Below are 256 nucleotides of genomic sequence, written 5' to 3'. Positions count from 1 at the left end.
TTTTGCCTTTGGTTTTGCCTTTGGTTTTGCCTTTGGTTTTGCCTTTGGTTTTGCCTTTGGTTTTGCCTTTGGTTTTGCCTTTGGTTTTGGTTTTGCATTTGGTTTTGGTTTTGCCTTTGCATTTGGTTTTACTTTTGCCTTTGCATTTGGTTTTGCATTTAGTTTTGCTTTTGAATTTGATTGTGCATTGTGCATTGTGCATTGTGCATTGCTTTAAAAGCATTGTGCATTGTGCATTGTGCATTGTGCATTGTGC

1 protein-coding gene is annotated in these 256 nt (G+C 37.5%); it reads left to right on the top strand.

The window, feature by feature from the left end:
* A partial coding sequence (locus ACVHXK_RS18910; protein WP_461207948.1) for a hypothetical protein occupies positions 1 to 217 on the top strand: 217 nt, incomplete at its 5' end.
* Positions 218 to 256 lie beyond the last annotated feature (39 nt).

It is taken from the genome of Clostridium sp. DL1XJH146 (assembly GCF_054819755.1).
This window is presented reverse-complemented; position numbering and strand designations above follow the sequence as displayed.